Source organism: Microbulbifer maximicatervae (SeqCode) (assembly GCF_056231245.1).
On sequence record NZ_CP174334.1, the window covers coordinates 1,535,026 to 1,548,720 of the forward strand.

Here is a 13,695-nt window from a genome sequence, read left to right on the forward strand (position 1 = left end):
GTCGATGCTCTTTGATAAAAATTATTAATGTAAATGCGTGTGATAGCTTTTGGCAATCGTTGTTGGCTATTTGATTGATTGGGTGTTTAGCCGCTATTTAATGGCTTTGGCAAAGCGACAGCCGTTAGGTGAAACCTTATCGGTGCATCCTGATGTCTATTGAGCCGCAAAGACGACATATAGATGTGTTGATCGCGGTCCATACCCTCAGGCATCAAAAAAGAGTTGAGTCGTAAATCAGCGCACATTAGCAATAAGTTAGAAGTGCAAGCCCGGTTCTGATGATCTGGGTAGTGCCAGCGGATGTGAGGTTAAATGTTGCCGCTATGAATCAGAATGTGGTGCATGTCACGGTGGTAGGTGTCGGTCTGCCTGGGGAGTCAATCGGATGGCTGCATTTGTCTCAGCTAATGAATATGCGAAATGTAGTGGTGGATGCGATTGTTGAAGAGTATTGGCTTTCCAGTGATGTCGAGTCATCTGAAAAAGGGATGGTTTTCCGAAACGAGATGGCAAGACTTAAAGCTCAGTATGGCGATTTCAAAACTTATTCCTCGGTGGCGCAAATACCTGATGCGCATCCCTCCTTTAAAAATTTGGTTGTTATCTCGGTGAGGACTCCACTCGCGAAGGGGATTTTTAAATCGGTAGTTAATAAAGGATATAGGAATATATACCTTGAAAAACCAGGTGCAGACTCGCTGGAAAAACTGCGTGAAATGGAAAGGATTGCCGACAGGAATAATGTAAATGTTGTTGTTGGCTATCAAAAGCATATCGCAAATTACGTGGATAGAGCCGAGAGGCTTAACGAGCAATGGAAGTTGAAGTCCAGGAGTGTCGGATTCATTCATCACAACCCGCATCCGGAAGCCAACCTGGAAAGCATTTTTAGGCAAAATTCCGAGGGTATGCTGCTCAACCAGTGTTGCCATGAACTTGAACTCTGTATAGCAAAGTGGAACCTTGCTCCTCACAACATTACTGATGTAGTAGTGAATCGAGATGAAACCGTGCAGAAGCGCTTCGGTGATATCGAGGACTTCAAAAAGCTGTCTTTTACGCTAAAAACTAATCTGGGAGTGAGTTTCTCTTTTCTGGCTACCCGTTGTGAAGGCGTAGAAAATTGCATAGTGATACGAAAAGGCCTTCGAGGTGACCCTGTTTTTATTCGGCAGGCCATGGAAGATGTGCTTGATCGGGCACTTGAGCTTACTAGAAAAGAAAAGGGAGGGATGTGGTATTGCTACTTGTTTGAGCGAGATTATTACAATCTGAAGCGGCTGTTTATTGAATCCATTCTAGATAGCGATGATGAGAAATACTTGAGCCTGCCGCGACTGCTTCATGCATGTGGTGTTCTCGAATTAGCCGCAGCGATAGAGCCCAGTATTAAGGCTCAATTAAGAGAAGATGAAAGCCATCATTCTATCGTACAAATTTCAGATACTATTTGTCAGGCTCCAACAAACCAAAGAATCTGGTACCACCATGGACTCTTTAATCCTGGTAATAAATTCCTTATAGAACTCCTAAGACCGCCGCAGAACAGAATTATTTGTTGTGTTGATGACAAGGTATGGGAACTCTATGGGAAGGGTATTACCGAGTGGCAAGAGTCCATGGGGGTTGAGTTCATCCCGATAGTTATGAAGGGTGGCGAACAGTCAAAAAATATTAATAGTCTTATCAGTATGATTGATGAGATATGGAAGGCAAATCCTCTTCGTTACAGGGAGCCAATCTTAGCTATGGGCGGAGGGGCGGTAACCGATACGATTGGGTTTGTCAGTGCGGTGTGGCGACGGAATACACCCTGGATACGTATTCCAACGACTCTAATGGGAATGATTGACTCCTCTATCGGCATTAAAGTCAGTGTGAACCACAATATTAAGAATGGGATTGGTGCTTTTCATTGTCCCTTGCATACCATTATTGATCCCTCCTTCTTGAAAACTAATCCACAGCGGGTATTAAAAAGTGCAATTGGTGAAATGATTAAGGTTGGAGTGGTATTCAACAAGGATGTGCTCGATACCTTGTCAGCTCAGGGTGCCACTCTGTTGGAAAATAGTTTTTTAGAACCTGATGGCCTGCCGGGAGATGCATCCTATAAACTGCTGATAAATTGTATTGATGCCATGCTGGATAGTATTGCGGGAGACTTAAAAGAAGAGAACTTATCTAGACCAATGGACTTTGGGCATACGTTATCCCGCTGGTTGGAGCGTGATGAGGCTTTTAGGTTGATGCATGGTGAAGCTGTGGGCATTGATTGCCTGTTTACTTCGCTGGTAGCTGAAAAAATGGGATTGATATCCAAGGCAGACATTGAGTTACTGTTTGGAATTTACGTGCAGCTGGGACTTGCAGCTAGTGTCAAAGGGCTGAGCCTGGATGTATACAAGACGGCAATAAAACAGATCTCGATTCATCGCTCCGGTACTTTGCGAGCGCCTCTCCCAGCCCCTTTAGGAAACTGTATTTGGGTCAATAAGATAGAGGCGAACCATCTGGAAAGCGCTTGGTATGACCTACAAGAAAGGCTCACTCGTCATCCAGAGCTCATATTGGATCCTGATGAAATAGCAGAGGAGGAGTATTTACCTAAGCAATTAGACTTGACCAGTCATCAAAGCGCTAAAAAACTACCTTTGAGAAGGCTGCGCTGGGGATTTATAGGCTGTGGAAGAATAGCAAATGATTTTGCATTAGTCCTCGATTACCTGGATTCCTCAGAAGTGTTTGCTGTAGCTTCCAGGGATTTTAATAGAGCGAGAGAGTTTGCGAATAGTCATGGAGCAAGTAGGGCTTATGGCAGTTACCTGGAACTTGTTTCTGATCCTGATATTGACATTGTCTATATTGCAACTATCCCCGAGTTACACCGACAACATGCTGAATTAGCATTAATGGCAGGTAAGCCTGTTCTTATTGAAAAACCTCTGGCGTTAACAGTTGAGGATGCTGTAAGGATTAAAGAGCTTGCCAATAAAAAACAGCTGTTTTGCATGGAAGGGATGTGGATGAGGTTCTTCCCTGCTATTAAATACTGTAGAGATATTATTAGTCTTGGAAATATAGGTAAGGTAAGCCAGCTTCGTGCAGATTTGAGCTTTGACCTGCGCAAGGATGAAGGGTTGCAGTCTCCAAAATGGAAGGTGGGAGCTGGTATGGATGCCGGAGTGTATCCTGTCCACACGGCGCTGATGGTATTGGGTAGGGGGATATCAGACCTGGAGTTCTCTGGGGTGCTGGATAACTACGGTTTCCAGAAGGATGGTGCCGGGCTCATTTATGCGCACTTCGATAGTGGATCAACAGCTGTAGTTTCCTGGAGTCATCTGGTTGAGGGTGCGGAAGAGTTGGAAATCTATGGTACAGAAGGGCGAATAAAAGTGTTTGCCCCGGCACATTGTCCAACTAGGGTGTCAGTGACGCGGATCACTGGTGATCGAAGGACAGATAATGAGACTAAGTTGTACGAATTCCCGTTACCGAGAATAAGAGGCAGGTTTAATTATCCAAATTCTGAAGGGCTTTATTATGAGGCACAGGCCGTTCAATTATGTATTGAAAAAAACTTCATAGAATCACCGGATCTTCCTCTTGCCGATTCTATACAAGCAATCCGAATGATTGAAGAATGTGATCAATATATCAAAAGAAGGGCTGCGTGAAACGCAACATCTATTGGTTTGGATTGCTTTCATGCTATGGGGCTCTATTTTTACTGGGCTTTGTGGAGGTCTATAAAGCTCCAATTTACCCCAAAATTTTAGATTTTTTTTCCGTTTCCCCAACAAAGGGCTCCACCTTTTTCTTCCTGTCCACTTTTTCTGCCTTACTGATGACTTTATCAGGGGCTATCTGGGTGAAAAAAATCAGAGTGATCTCTGGGTTAGCATTATTCGTAGTTTTTATGGGGGTAGGGTCGGTACTTTCAGGTGTTTCTGGATATCTGTACTCGTTTACCCTGCTTATTCTGGGCAGCTTTCTCTTTGGTTTGGGTGCCGGAGGGAGCATGGTTTTGATTAATGTGGCAATCCCCCTTTTTGTGCCTGAAAACTTAACTCGTCAAGGTTATTGTGGATTACATAGTACCTATGGGGTTGCCTCCGTATTGTCTCCTTTGTTACCCGGGTTGTTATATAAATTTCACTTTGGATGGGAGGGCGGTTTCTACTTGTTTGGGGGGATAGCAGCAAGCATATTATTTTTCATCTTGTCTGGATTAATAAGAAGAAAAGGAAAACTGAGGAAAAATGGGAGTTCTTTTAACCCTGGCGCCTATAAAGAGGCGAGCCAACGAGATAAAGAACCGAAAGAGTGGTGGATCGCAATTGGTGGCGGGTTTATTGTTTCTGCCTACAACGGCGCTGAACATATATTGGCGAGTAGGATGGTGCTGTTTCTTGAAGCTAGGGGAGGGCATTGGGCCGTTGAGGCGGATATTTTGCTTTCAATCTTTTTCGGATTACTTTGTTTGGGGAGAGTGGCCTTCACTTTTATCCTGCTGAAGGGAAGTGCTTTTTTCTGGTTGATAGTCTCCTTTTTATCGACAGCAGCCGTATTTTCTCTGGGCTACTGGGTGAGTCCACTATGGTTTCCAGTATGTGGATTGACACTATCCTACTTGTTTCCTTATGCCATGGAATGGTTGACACATTGTAGTAAGAATCCCCCTTTTACAGTTTCATTCTCCTTAGGCATGGGGGGAATTTTCTTGATTCTGGCGCATGCTTTGGTGGGGTGGTTAGATGAAAGTTACGGAATACAAACAGCAATCTTTGTAGTTCCTGTGTTCCTCTTAGGAGGAGTTGTATGTTGCTTGCTTTTATCACTTATTGCGAAGCAAAGAAGCCATTAACACCGATTTGCAATATTTGATTAACGACAATGCCCGCCAAAAGGGCGGGCAAGGCCAGTTCCAATCCTGTGAGGGCTTGGGAAGACTTAAATTTTGCCTACCAGATCGAGAGAGGGGGCCAGGGTTTCCTCACCTTCCTTCCATTTTGCTGGGCAAACTTCACCGGGGTGAGCAGCGATGTACTGGGCAGCTTTGATCTTGCGCAGCAGCTCACTGGCATCGCGGCCGATACCGCCAGCAGTAATTTCCACAATTTGAACACGGCCTTCCGGGTCGATAACGAAAGTACCGCGGTCGGCAATGCCTTCTTCCTCAATCATTACACCGAAGTTGCGGGTAATGGTACCGGTAGGATCACCGATCATCGGGTACTGGATCTTACCGATGGTGTCAGAGGAATCGTGCCAGGCCTTGTGGGTGAAGTGAGTGTCTGTGGAGACTGAGTAGATCTCTACACCCAGCTTCTTAAACTCCTCATAGTTGTCTGCCAGATCGCCTAATTCAGTGGGGCATACAAAGGTGAAGTCGGCGGGGTAAAAGAAGAATACGGCCCATTTACCTTTGACGTCAGAGTCACTTACATCGTGAAATTCGCCATTTTGGTAGGCTTTGGCGTTAAACGGCTTGAGTTCGGATTCGATATAGCGGGACATGGTTAGCTCCTTATTGGGTGCCTGGCTCTTAACTTTGATGCTGTTTATGCTATTGACTGGCAACCAATAATAGAAATTAACAATTTAAATATCTTAGATAGTTTCCTGCTATCTAGGCAGCCTGGCGATAATTTAGTCTGCAATCCGTACCAATTTGAGGTCGCTGGTTACATCGGGGATACTCGGGACCAAAGTATTAATACCCATCCATCGGGTATGGGTAATTTTTCACAAGGCGCATCTATGCGATTGATTCGGTTGCTTAAGCATGACCTGGCCCGCGAAGCCGGAGATTGGGTTGAAGACGGTGTGATCAGTGAAGCTCAGGCTGAGCAGATCTGTGCCCGCTATGAAGTGGATTACCACCGGGCGCAAGAAAGAACACTTGGATATCGTATTTTGATTGGGTTGGCCTATCTCTTTATCGGGCTGGCGGTGATTACACTGATTGGAGCCAATTGGGAGGAAATCCCCAGAGCGCTGCGAATGGGGGGGCTGATCGCTTTGACCTTGGTGACCCAGGGAGTGGCGTTTAAGGTTTACCTGTCTGGAGACCGGAAGGCCGGAGAGGGCTTGTTCTTGTTGGGCAACCTGTTTTTTGGTGCGGCGATTATTTTGATCGCACAGGTATACCACTTGGGCGAGCATATGCCAGATGGTATTTTCTGGTGGGCACTGGGTAGTTTGCCATTTGCTTTAATTACCCGCAGCCCATGGATTGCAGAGCAGTCCTTGCTATTGGCTTTGCTTTGGTTCTTCCTGGAGTCGGGTTTAGGCTTTTACCCCGCCCTGTTCCCAATTTTCTTGCTGGGAGCCCTCTATATCCTGTTAAGTGGTCGTGCGAGCGTGATTCTCTTGCTGACCTTTATCTTTGGCTTAGGTTTTTGGCTGGAATTTTCCCTATCAGAATTTTGGCGTTTGCAGGATGGGAAATTTAGTGCGGATATTTATCCAGAGAACCTTGCTGTTGCAGTCTCGCTCTTTATCCTGATGTATTGCTTTGCCCATTGGTTGGCAACTCGCCCGTCGGCGGTAGCCAAGGACTACGCAGCAGTAATCTCTATTTGGTGCCTTCGGTTTACTTTAATTGGCTTACTGATTTTTAGCTTTGAATATCCCTGGGAGGAGATGATAGAAGCCCCCTGGAGTCACCTACCTTCTATGTGGGGGGTAGTGGGGACTATGTCTGCTGTGTCGATAGTGTTGGCGCTGCTGTCTCAGAGGTTGTTATTCGGACTGGGGTTGTGCGGTGTTTTTGCGGCAGTACTTGCGTTCGTAACGAATGCCAGCTCCAGTGACTACGCAGTTTGGTTACAAATTTTTACAAACTTCGCCCTGATTGCCTGTGGAATCTGGTTGATCTTCAGGGGTATTCACGATGGTATCTCACACTACTTCTTTCTCGGAGTTATGGCGGTCCTGTTGACGGCTCTGCTGCGCTATATTGACTTGATTGGCGACTATATAGGAGCTGCTCTCCTGTTTATTCTCTTCGCAGTTTTATTGCTGGCAGCAGCCAAGTATTGGAAATATCACCAGGCGGGGGGAAGTTTACGATGAAACGTAGAGTTGTGATTGGCCTGGTTGCCGCCATTGGCGTGCAGTTTTTTATACTGTTAGGAATGTATATTAAGGCTCAAATGCCGCTGTGGACGGGCCAGCCTGTTTCAGTGGAAACTGTTCCTGTAGACCCGCGCTCATTGTTTCGCGGTAACTATGCCCAATTAAATTACCCCTTTTCCACTTTAGATAAAGCCTTGTTTAAAGGGCTGGGACGGCTGCGTCAGGGAGAGGTGGTTTATGTGGGCTTAGAAAAAGGGGCATCCGGATTGTATGAACGAGCCTCTGTCAGCCTTGAACAACCACAGGGCGGAGTCTTTATTCGAGGGCGGGTAGCAGGCCAGAATTTTTGGAATTCATCAGATAGCTACCGGATTCGCTACGGTATTGAAGCCTACTTTGCTCCGAAGAAAAAAGCCCTGGATCTGGAAAAACAACTGCGGGATGGTGGCGTGGCCGAATTGATGATTTCTGCGGATGGGCGAGCGAGCTTGAAGGTTGTCAGAGGCTCAGGAAATCAATAGGCAAAGGGAAAAATCAAGAATGGAAGCGATTGGTCCGGCACGGCGCAGCCTGCCGGTTTTCTTTTTTTTAATGGATATTCAACTGGGCTGTCTGTTGCTTGCGGCTCTGGGTCTCTACCTTGTGCCAATGGAAGTTTCATTTATTGGTGATACGGTTTGGCTGCAACTGCTGTTGGGATTGTTAGGCGCTATTGTCACATTTGCGGTAGTACTGACAATGGCTCGTTCTGAGACGCTATTTGGGAAAATGCTGCGGCTCCACTGTACTCAATTGACTCCACTATTTTCCAAGTTGTCCCCATCACAGATGGTATGGGTTGCTTTAGCTGCGGGTGTTTGTGAGGAACTGTTGTTTCGTGGTTTTCTACAGTCTTGGCTCTCCCAGCTCAGTACGCCATTCCTCGGTTTATTGGGTGCATCACTGATATTCGCATTACTGCACTGTGTTTCCTGGGTGTACTTCTTCCTTACCTTTATGATTGGGCTTATTTTAGGCATTTTCTACCAAATGTCCGGGGGCTTGGTGGGGGCGATTGTTTGGCATGCGGTATACGACCTTTTGGCAATTTTCGCCATAGTGCACTTTCCCCATTTGCTCGGATTAAAAAATCAAGTCTTAAAGCGAGGGTGAGTAGCCAGCTTTGGTCTGGAGACCCGCAGAGATATTACGGAGTTACTCGCGGGCTCCTAGATCACGGCTACGATCACCACTAGTACCAGGGAGGCCGTTAGGATAAAAGCAATAAGCGCTAAGAGTCCGTCTCGAGCTGCCAGCGATAGCCCAAAAATGGTGAGAGCGAGACCAGCCGTTGAGGCAGAGAAGGGGATGACTTCCATTATTGGCAGGGTCAATGCAATAAAAATGCAGGTTCCAGCAATAGCGTAGGTGCCATATCGGCGCACGATAAAATCCATCCGTGGCTGTATCCAGCGGTCGGCAAACCGGGCGGGCTTTTCCATCCAGTGCAGGGCATCCATCAGCTTTTCGCTGGATATGGAGCGGTTGATCAGCCACTGTGGAAGCCAGATATAGTTGCGCTTCATCAGCAGCTGTAGGGCAAACAGTAGTAGCAAAACACCCATCGCGGTAGACATTCCGGGAATACCGCTCAGAGGGGAAAACAGGATCAACCCGATAAGGATAAGGAATGGGGCAAAGGATCGAAGCCCCACAGCCTCAATAACATGCTGGATGGAGATTTTCTCCTGCCCCTGACTTTTCTCCTCAATATCCTTCAGCAGCTGGCCCAGTCCTATGATTTCTTGTGTCATGGTTGGAATTAGTTGCTGTGTAGTTTCTTTGCAAGACAATCTACTGATAAGAGGGCTGGAAACCGGGTAGTCTCTACAAGCTATCCGGTTCCAGAGATATTGTCGAGCATAGCACTGTGACTGGCTTTTCGGCTAAAGTCAGGCAGTTTTTCAAAGGAGATAAGCTGTCTGACGTCAAACTAAACGGATAGAGGTAGGTTGTTGGCGGAGGATTATGCCTGTCATCATTTTCTGTTAGATTATTGCCGATGGCGGGTGTGCTTATTTCGGCTAATTGAATTTCGATGTGGTTTCTAGTTGGTACGAAATCCTAAGGCAGTCTATTTAGGTACTGAGCCACTCGACTACCTCGATAAACTACTAATAAAAAGGACGGTCACAAATGGATGCTGTTGACCAAACAAAAGGGAATCCACCAGTTTTTCTTTTATTAATTGGCACTCAGGTTGTTTGCTTGTTGCTGGCCCTTCTGGGCTTTTATCTGGCTTCACTCAAGGTAGTGATCATTGGTGATAGTGTAGGGTTGCAAGTAACAATTGGCATCATTGGTGCAATGGCTACCTACGGTGTGATGTTGTCGTTAACTCGCTCAGAAACGACCCTTGGCAAGTCAATGCGGCGTCAATCGATCGCCCTGATTCCGCTATTTTCACGATTGTCTTTCTTTCAGCTGCTGTTGATTTCTGTTGTAGTCGGAATTTGCGAAGAGCTTTTGTTTCGGGGGTTTTTGCAGTCCTGGTTGTCAGAACTTAGCTCGCCATTGTTGGGGTTATTAATTTCCGCAATTGCATTTGCGCTACTTCATTTCTCATCGTGGACCAATTTCTTTCTGACTTTGGGAATTGGTGTGGTTTTAGGAGTGGTTTACCAAGTGTCCGGAAGCTTATTGGGAGTGATAATCTGGCACGCAGTCTACGATGCAATTGTCCTTATTGTTTTGACTCAATACCCGCACTGGTTAGGGATTAAGATAAAGGAATAACCGCAATATTCGGGAGCGATTTACTTATTTTAAGCTCCCGAATTTAACCTTTGAGGTTTAAGGAGCCTCCCAGATTCGCCGAGACATTACGGAATTATTCAGAGGCTCTTTACGTATTGAATAACTCATCCAAACGCAGGGTCTCAACCCCTGTTCGTTCTTGTCGACTTAAATAAACCATTTTTTTGGCTACTTCACGCCCCTCAATGGGCCTATAACGTCTCAGCCCCGGCAGCATACAAATTACTGGCAGGAGGATGCCTCCGAATTTCTCACCGGGTCGGGCATTTGCACGATCTCCGAGGAGTAGGGAGGGTTGCAGTATACTGATGCGCTTAAATGGAAGTTTCTTGATTTTCTCTTCCAGCTCACCCTTCATACGTAAGTAAGCACTGGCGCTATTGGCATTGGCTCCGCTGGATGAAACCAGTAAGTAATGGCTGACCCCTGCCGCCGCTGCCAATTGGGCTGCTTGGTATTGATATTCAACGTCAACCTTGTGCTGGGCGGCTAGGCTGCCGGCTTGCTTGCGAGTGGTTCCCAGGCAGGAAAATAGAGTATTTCCCTGAAAAAGAGGAGCAGCCTCCTCCAACCGATCAAAATCGACAATATGATTATGTATTTTTTGACTTGCAGTGGCTTTGGGGCGTCGAGTGAGGGTAAGTACTTCATCAAAGACTTCTTCACCAGCCAGTTGCTCTGTGAGATGGCCACCGATAAGGCCCGTAGCTCCGAGGATAATGGCTCTTTTGCTCATTGGAGGTCGATTTCCATTGGGTATATGTTCGCAAGGCTAATAGCGTACTTTAGCGTAAAGATGTCTATGTTTGTTAAAAGTTGCCAGCTGGAAAGGGTGTCTGGTGAGCAAAGAAGGCCGAAGCGTAATTAATTGAGGGAAATCTAACTCTGGGATTCCTCAGTAATACTGGAGGATACAAAAACTCTCTATCAGATTGTGGATGTTCAATAATTGTTCACTGTGCAGATCCTTGCTGCATCTCATTGCGTCGCATGGGCATGCTGTCGATACGTTGGAAAATTTCGACGGCTGAGAATTTATTGGCTTTATACTTTACTTCCCCATCCTTTCCTATAAGAAGCACCTGCATTGTTGGTCCTTGCAGATATTTTTCCCGTACATTTTTAGCAAAATTGTCTGTGACTTTACCGGGGAAGTTAGTCTCAAGGGTGCCGTTAGAGAATAGGAACCATATCAAGTTTCTCTCTGCAAACTGCGGCGCTAACTTGAGTAATTCATTGATTGTGCTATTGGGATCTTCCGGGATATTCAGTAATAGAATGCGGTTTTTCCACTGGAAATCTTTTAGGTCGTTCACCGTAGATCCCTGGGCGAATGTAGAAGAAGTCAACAGAACCAAGACAAGCACAATGAACTTATGCATTTACTAATCTCATCTATTAGCGTGATCTTAGGGGGCTCAGTAGGCTATCCAAGCACTAATTCAATTTTCCGGTGCTTGGATGTCCTTTAAGCATAAGATATGAGCTGCCAGTTACAAGGCAGATGATGATCGGTATCGACAGTGAAAACTGATTAGTCAAAAGGCGTGTAAATGAGCGAGTGGTCTAGGCTCTAGGCGGGAGTATTAAAAATATATCGCAAGCTAATTAGGTTCTGAAGGATTACCTGAGCGGCTCGGGTGTCGAGTGAATTACGCAGTATGGCTAAACAGAGCGGCAAAATTACACGAGATCAGTACTTGGGGTTGGCTGCATTAGTTCTCGCGGCCTTCCTTATTAGTAATGACTATACCGCTTTTGCCCCCGCACTACCTGCCATCGAAAGAGAATTTAATGCAGACATAACTAGCTCCCAGTGGATTATTAACGGCTACGCCTTGGTTTTTGGTGTTTTCATCATAACCGGTGGCCGCTTGGCGGATATCTATGGCCGTCGCAGAGTATTTATGATTGGAGCGGGAATATTCGTTTTCTTTGCCGTGCTGGGTGGCCTGGCAATGGATATGTGGATGTTATTGATATCCCGCGCATTGATGGGAGTGGGTGCGGCATTGATGTGGCCGTCCACTTTGGCAATGACTTTTAACTTGTTGACCTATGAAAGGTCAGGGTTGGCGGGTGGTATCCTGATGGCCACCTGTGGGTTAGCGAATGCAGCTGGACCAGTTTTGGGTGGGGTGCTCGCAGATTTTTTCAGTTGGCGATGGATTTTCTTCGTTAATATTCTCCTCACTCTGGCAACAATGCTGGCTTGCTGGTGGGCAGTACCCCCCGATAAACCTCGTGACACTGAGGAAAAAATAGACTTCTTCGGTGTGCTACTACTGTGCACCTCGCTATTTTGTTTGCTTTTTGCACTGGATGTCTCCGCGGAAATTGGTTTCAAGCATCCTGTGGTTATCAGCCTGATCGTTGTGTTCCTGGTGTTGCTCTGCCTGTTTACAATCGTGGAGTATCGAGTTGGTAAAGATGCCCTGATTCCCCCTGATATTGCAAAGAACCGGAAGTTCCTAGCGGTAGGTGTTACGACACTCCTAATCTCCGTAGTATTTCTGTCGGCAATTCTCTATGTCCCCCAGTTTTTGGCGAATTTTCGTGGTTACTCAGCATTTCAGGCTGGTTTATCTTTGGTTCCTTTAATGGTTGTATCGGGGCTGGTTGCTATTATCTCCGGCCGCTTCTATGAAGTAGCTGGCCCCAAATTACTCGTCTCATTAGGTATTTTGGGGATGAGTGTTGGAATGTTCATGCTTTCGAACCTGACTTCGGACACGGGTTTTCTGGATATGTGTCCGGGCTTGATCGTGTTGGGGGTTGGTATCGGGCTGTTTAATCCATCCAGTACGACTGCGGGTATTACGGTGGTGGAACCTCACCGTGCCAGCTTGGCAGGCGCTATCCTCTATATGTTTAAAATTGGTGGGGGTGCGGTTGGTTTGGGTATGAATGCTACAATCATTGCCTTCGCTCCAGATATACCTTCGGGTATAGATAGAGCTTTTACAGTAAATGCTTACCTAGCCTTGGTTGGTTTGATTGTCTGTATGTTCTTTGTGATCGGTAGGCCAGAGAGCCAAAGCGGAGAGCTTTCTTAATCGAAAGTGAATTGTGTCTCACTTCTTTTGTGTTGTAGATCTCTTTTATTTGCTGGAAGTGCTTTTTTCAAAATTTATCCATTCTTTGAGTTTTTGTGAGATTTGAATTTCCTCACATCTGATTAGCCCTCTATTCAATACAATGCCGCAGCTCAAGGCCCTGTTGTGCCTGGGTTTATTGTGGTCCTGTTCCAGGTTCTCTGGCAGGAATTGATAGTTTAGGGTTGGGTCGGAGGTAGGCCACATGTTCAGAATTCTTCAGATTGTACTTTTCTTTCTGTTGGCCAGTACTGGGCATGCTCAGACTATTGATAGAGATGATATCCGTGGCCTGGATGAGCAGATCCAGGATGTTAAGAAAGATGTAATTGATCTCACTGCTGAATTGTCACAGCTGGAGGAAAAGCTCTTATTCCCCTCTAATACGCAGGTAGCTCTTTTTGTCTCGGTGGCTGATGAAAAGCCCTTCGAGCTGGAGTCGGTTGAGGTCACACTGAATGGCAAATTAGTTGCTCATCATCTCTATACCTACCGGGAAATTGAGTCCCTGCAAAAAGGTGGGGTACAAAAAATATACACTGGCAATGTGCAAGTGGGTGGGCATCCATTAGAGGTTAGTTTTCTCGGTAAAACCCCATCAGGAAAAGAGTATCGGGCTACAGCTTCCTACACCGTGGAGAAAGCAGTGGGTCCTAAATTTGTCGAGATTAAGGTTCTGGGAACCGAGTCCACGATAAACTTCAAGGACTGGTAA

General features: G+C 46.1%; 12 protein-coding genes. 8 read left to right on the forward strand and 4 right to left on the reverse strand.

The features are described from left to right. Window positions 1-326: 326 nt before the first annotated feature. Window positions 327-3,683: a Gfo/Idh/MocA family oxidoreductase gene (locus ACJJIS_RS06685; protein ID WP_475709773.1), complete on the forward strand. Its 3,357-nt coding sequence runs from the start codon at window positions 327-329 to the stop codon at window positions 3,681-3,683. Further along, complete coding sequence (locus ACJJIS_RS06690; RefSeq protein ID WP_475709774.1) at window positions 3,680-4,873, forward strand: MFS transporter; 1,194 nt, start codon at window positions 3,680-3,682, stop codon at window positions 4,871-4,873. The genes ACJJIS_RS06685 and ACJJIS_RS06690 overlap by 4 nt, the downstream gene beginning before the upstream one ends. Before the next feature lie 86 nt (window positions 4,874-4,959). Here the strand turns inward: ACJJIS_RS06690 and ahpC are convergent, their stop codons facing one another. Further along, the gene (gene ahpC / locus ACJJIS_RS06695) at window positions 4,960-5,526 is read right to left on the reverse strand and encodes an alkyl hydroperoxide reductase subunit C (RefSeq protein WP_413662577.1); all 567 of its coding nucleotides are present in this window, start codon (window positions 5,524-5,526) and stop codon (window positions 4,960-4,962) included. A gap of 243 nt (window positions 5,527-5,769) precedes the next feature. Here ahpC and ACJJIS_RS06700 point away from each other — a divergent pair, with 243 nt between their 5' ends. Genes ACJJIS_RS06700 through ACJJIS_RS06710 form a run of 3 tightly spaced genes read left to right on the forward strand, consistent with a single transcriptional unit; the run spans window position 5,770 to window position 8,241 of the window. Beyond that, the gene (locus ACJJIS_RS06700) at window positions 5,770-7,086 is read left to right on the forward strand and encodes a DUF2157 domain-containing protein (RefSeq protein WP_475709775.1); all 1,317 of its coding nucleotides are present in this window, start codon (window positions 5,770-5,772) and stop codon (window positions 7,084-7,086) included. After that, window positions 7,083-7,610 (forward strand): GDYXXLXY domain-containing protein, encoded by a 528-nt coding sequence (locus ACJJIS_RS06705; RefSeq protein ID WP_475709776.1) that lies wholly within the window; start codon window positions 7,083-7,085, stop codon window positions 7,608-7,610. Before ACJJIS_RS06700 ends, ACJJIS_RS06705 begins: the two co-directional genes overlap by 4 nt. Before the next feature lie 19 nt (window positions 7,611-7,629). Continuing rightward, the gene (locus ACJJIS_RS06710; RefSeq protein ID WP_475709777.1) at window positions 7,630-8,241 is read left to right on the forward strand and encodes a CPBP family intramembrane glutamic endopeptidase; all 612 of its coding nucleotides are present in this window, start codon (window positions 7,630-7,632) and stop codon (window positions 8,239-8,241) included. A 56-nt stretch (window positions 8,242-8,297) separates the two neighbouring features. Here ACJJIS_RS06710 and ACJJIS_RS06715 read toward each other — a convergent pair whose 3' ends face one another. Then, complete coding sequence (locus tag ACJJIS_RS06715; RefSeq protein WP_282932146.1) at window positions 8,298-8,882, reverse strand: exopolysaccharide biosynthesis protein; 585 nt, start codon at window positions 8,880-8,882, stop codon at window positions 8,298-8,300. A gap of 382 nt (window positions 8,883-9,264) precedes the next feature. Between ACJJIS_RS06715 and ACJJIS_RS06720 the strand changes: the two genes are divergently transcribed. After that, window positions 9,265-9,864, forward strand: a complete 600-nt coding sequence (locus ACJJIS_RS06720) for a CPBP family intramembrane glutamic endopeptidase (RefSeq protein WP_475709778.1) — start codon at window positions 9,265-9,267, stop codon at window positions 9,862-9,864. Window positions 9,865-9,973: 109 nt separating this feature from the next. On the opposite strand, the gene ACJJIS_RS06725 is transcribed toward ACJJIS_RS06720, so the two are convergent. Beyond that, a complete protein-coding gene (locus ACJJIS_RS06725) occupies window positions 9,974-10,621 on the reverse strand; it encodes an NAD-dependent epimerase/dehydratase family protein (protein ID WP_475709779.1) in 648 nt (215 codons plus the stop codon). Window positions 10,622-10,838: 217 nt separating this feature from the next. Then, window positions 10,839-11,267 (reverse strand): DUF4174 domain-containing protein, encoded by a 429-nt coding sequence (locus tag ACJJIS_RS06730; protein ID WP_475709780.1) that lies wholly within the window; start codon window positions 11,265-11,267, stop codon window positions 10,839-10,841. Between the two features lie 279 nt (window positions 11,268-11,546). Between ACJJIS_RS06730 and ACJJIS_RS06735 the strand changes: the two genes are divergently transcribed. Next, a complete protein-coding gene (locus ACJJIS_RS06735; protein WP_444958154.1) occupies window positions 11,547-12,941 on the forward strand; it encodes an MFS transporter in 1,395 nt (464 codons plus the stop codon). Window positions 12,942-13,185: 244 nt separating this feature from the next. Next, on the forward strand, window positions 13,186-13,695 hold the full coding sequence (locus ACJJIS_RS06740) for a hypothetical protein (protein ID WP_282932151.1): 510 nt from the start codon (window positions 13,186-13,188) through the stop codon (window positions 13,693-13,695).

Bases quoted from the DNA above. Each gene is read 5' to 3' on its own strand.
- ACJJIS_RS06685 (WP_475709773.1), top strand. From the start codon at position 327: ATGAATCAGAATGTGGTGCATGTCACGGTGGTAGGTGTCGGTCTGCCT.
- ahpC (WP_413662577.1), bottom strand. From the start codon at position 5,526: ATGTCCCGCTATATCGAATCCGAACTCAAGCCGTTTAACGCCAAAGCC.
- ACJJIS_RS06700 (WP_475709775.1), top strand. From the start codon at position 5,770: ATGCGATTGATTCGGTTGCTTAAGCATGACCTGGCCCGCGAAGCCGGA.
- ACJJIS_RS06705 (WP_475709776.1), top strand. From the start codon at position 7,083: ATGAAACGTAGAGTTGTGATTGGCCTGGTTGCCGCCATTGGCGTGCAG.
- ACJJIS_RS06710 (WP_475709777.1), top strand. From the start codon at position 7,630: ATGGAAGCGATTGGTCCGGCACGGCGCAGCCTGCCGGTTTTCTTTTTT.
- ACJJIS_RS06715 (WP_282932146.1), bottom strand. From the start codon at position 8,882: ATGACACAAGAAATCATAGGACTGGGCCAGCTGCTGAAGGATATTGAG.
- ACJJIS_RS06720 (WP_475709778.1), top strand. From the start codon at position 9,265: ATGGATGCTGTTGACCAAACAAAAGGGAATCCACCAGTTTTTCTTTTA.
- ACJJIS_RS06725 (WP_475709779.1), bottom strand. From the start codon at position 10,621: ATGAGCAAAAGAGCCATTATCCTCGGAGCTACGGGCCTTATCGGTGGC.
- ACJJIS_RS06730 (WP_475709780.1), bottom strand. From the start codon at position 11,267: ATGCATAAGTTCATTGTGCTTGTCTTGGTTCTGTTGACTTCTTCTACA.
- ACJJIS_RS06735 (WP_444958154.1), top strand. From the start codon at position 11,547: ATGGCTAAACAGAGCGGCAAAATTACACGAGATCAGTACTTGGGGTTG.
- ACJJIS_RS06740 (WP_282932151.1), top strand. From the start codon at position 13,186: ATGTTCAGAATTCTTCAGATTGTACTTTTCTTTCTGTTGGCCAGTACT.